General features: G+C 60.3%; 3 protein-coding genes. All 3 read left to right on the top strand.

The window, feature by feature from the left end; translation table 11 throughout:
* Window positions 1-128 precede the first annotated feature (128 nt).
* Window positions 129-275 carry a hypothetical protein gene (locus tag NW856_RS11850; RefSeq protein ID WP_187147246.1) on the top strand — a complete coding sequence of 49 codons (147 nt, stop codon included), beginning with the start codon at window positions 129-131 and terminating at the stop codon, window positions 273-275.
* A 121-nt stretch (window positions 276-396) separates the two neighbouring features.
* Window positions 397-1431, top strand: a complete 1035-nt coding sequence (locus NW856_RS11845; protein ID WP_414400442.1) for a CAP domain-containing protein — start codon at window positions 397-399, stop codon at window positions 1429-1431.
* Between the two features lie 192 nt (window positions 1432-1623).
* A partial coding sequence (locus NW856_RS11840) for a ferredoxin--nitrite reductase (RefSeq protein WP_414400441.1) occupies window positions 1624-2722 on the top strand: 1099 nt, incomplete at its 3' end.

Below are 2722 nucleotides of genomic sequence, written 5' to 3'. Positions count from 1 at the left end.
TACCCGTAGGGTCAGCGTCGGGAGGATGTCACGTTATACCCTTGTCGGCATAAGTTTTGACGCTGTGGCCCACTCGGCCAGGTGATAGAACAGGGTCAAACCCAACAGCATTTGGGAGGTTTGTTGTCATGGCTACGTTGCAACCCAAAGTGACCCACCAGCTTTTGGCGGCCTTAGCCCTGTTTGCCTGTCTGGGCTTGTTGCCTGCTTGTGGCGAGAGCAGCAGCAGCACCGTCAGCCCCCCCAGCATCACCCCCACCCCCACCGGCTCATAATTCGGCTGGTTTTTGCATGCCCTTGCAGCGGTTGCCCAAGTTGGTTCAGCTTTGGGCTTTGAGGATCGCGGGGATCTTTTGTCTTTGTCTGCTGGCGGCCTGTGGAGGATCCCCTACCTCGATGGAGCCACCGCGGGCAGGGGAAGTGCTGATTGCCAGCTTCCTGTGCCGGTTGGATCGCCAGACCCGCAGCTTCACGGGGCCTATTTACGCCGAACAGCCCCAGGTTGCTACCTGCAACCCCGGTCGCCTTACGCCTGCAGCAGCCCAAAAGATGATGGATCGGCTGAATTTTCTACGGCTGTTGCACCAGTTACCGCCGGTGAAGCTCAATCCTCAGTTCCTAGAAGCCGCCCAGCAAGCGGCCTTGATGCAGGTAGCCAATGGTACTCTCAGCCACCAGCCGCCCCCTTCTTGGCGCTGCTTTACCCCTGCTGGGGAGGCGGGATCCCGCTTCAGCAACCTGGCGGTTGGGCCCATCCTAGAGCTGAACGGCCCCGATCCAGGCCGGGTGTTGGCGCGGCAGGTGGACATCTATTTTGCCGAGCCAGGTCGAGAAAACTTTGTGGATGTGGGGCATCGCCGCTGGAACCTGTATCCTCAGTACGCCCAGGGGGCCTACGGCATTGTCTTTGACCCACGGGCTGGACGGGTGACCCAGGCCAACGCCAACTGGATCTTCGGTTTTGACGAGTCGGTGCCAGATCCAGAGTTCATCGCCTTCCCGGAGAAAGACGGCTACCTCTACCGCCTAGAAGGGTTTTCCGGCCAGCCCCTGTCTGCCTACCGCTGGTCTTTCTCGGTGCCCAGCCGTGGCGGCAAGGCTGATCTCAGCCAAGCCCAAGTCCGCATCACCGATGCCCTCAGCGGCGAGCCGGTGCCTGTTGGAGATCTCCGCGTGGGGGATCCCGCCTTTGGCCTGGAAACTTTGACCTACTCCGTGGGTTCGATCCAGCCCAATCGCAACTACACCTTTGAAATTAGCGGCATTCGCCTCAACGGTGGCCCCCCCCGCAGCTACCGCTACACCACCGCTCTCTACGACTGCGATCCCCAAACTTCCCAACGGCCCGCACCCCTCACCGAAGGGCTGGGGATCCCGCCCCGTTTCCTCTGGCAGATGGAGCCTTTCAACTCTTTCAACCCTCTCAACTAGCTTTTCCTCACCCCCAGCCCCTTTCCCAAAGGGGAAAGAGGGGTCTGCTGCTCCTGGAAGCCTGACTTTATGCATAAAGCGCAATTCGAGAATGACAAAACTGCATAACCTGTTACAAAGTGTAACTACCAACACCAAAGTTAACGGTTCGTCATCGCTAGGATAGCCAATGTTCACCCCACGGCAGCGATCATGGCGAACCAATTTGAACGCCTCAAAAGCGAAAAGGATGGGCTGGCGGTCAAGGCCGAGCTGGAGGCGTTTGCCCGGATGGGTTGGGAGAACATTCCTGAAGACGACCGGGATCACCGCCTCAAGTGGCTGGGGATCTTCTTTCGCAAGCGCACCCCAGGTCAGTTCATGCTGCGGCTGCGCCTGCCCAATGGGATCCTAACCAGCGGCCAAATGCGGATGTTGGGCGCAATCATCCACCCCTATGGAGAACAGGGCGTAGCCGACATCACCACCCGGCAGAACCTGCAACTGCGGGGCATCCCCATCGAGGAAATGCCCCAGATCCTGGGCTACCTGAAAGAGGTAGGCCTGACCAGCATCCAGTCGGGCATGGACAACGTGCGCAACATCACGGGATCCCCTCTGGCCGGTATTGACCCGGACGAGCTGATCGATGTGCGCGGCCTCACTCGCAAGGTGCAGGACATGGTTACCAACAACGGCGAGGGCAACCCTTCCTTCAGCAACCTGCCGCGCAAGTTCAACATCGCCATCTGCGGTTGTCGCGACAACTCCGTGCATGCGGAGATCAACGACCTGGCCTTTGTACCTGCCTTCAAAGAGGGCAAGCTGGGCTTCAACGTCCTGGTGGGGGGCTTTTTCTCGGCTCGCCGCTGCGCCGAGGCAATTGGCCTAGATGTCTGGGTGGATCCCCGCGATGTGGTTCCTCTGTGCGAGGCGGTGCTGCTGGTCTACCGGGATCACGGCCTGCGGGCCAACCGGCAAAAGGCGCGGTTGATGTGGCTCATTGACGAGTGGGGCCTAGAGAAGTTCCGGGCGGCTGTGGAGCGCCAGACTGGCCACCCTCTGCTCAGGGCAGCGGAAAAAGATGAGGTGGTCTGGCACAAGCGGGATCTGCTGGGGTTGCATGCCCAGAAGCAGCCGGGCCTCAACTTTGTCGGCCTGCATGTGCCGGTGGGGCGGCTCAACGCCCTGGAGATGATGGAGCTGGCCCGCTTGGCGGAGGTGTACGGCTCCGGGGAGCTGCGGCTGACAGTGGAGCAGAACGTGCTCATCCCCAATGTGCCCGACTCCCGAGTGGCTTCCTTGTTAAAAG

Origin of the sequence: Synechococcus sp. R3-13 (assembly GCF_047462195.1) — a bacterium.
In the GTDB taxonomy this organism is placed as follows: Bacteria; Cyanobacteriota; Cyanobacteriia; order Thermostichales; family Thermostichaceae; genus Thermostichus.
The sequence above is the reverse complement of the archived record's forward strand: the minus strand, read 5'-3'. Positions and strand labels throughout refer to the sequence as shown.

What these genes read in the sequence shown, in the direction of transcription:
- NW856_RS11850 (WP_187147246.1), top strand. Translation starts at nt 129, where the DNA reads ATGGCTACGTTGCAACCCAAAGTGACCCACCAGCTTTTGGCGGCCTTA.
- NW856_RS11845 (WP_414400442.1), top strand. Translation starts at nt 397, where the DNA reads ATGGAGCCACCGCGGGCAGGGGAAGTGCTGATTGCCAGCTTCCTGTGC.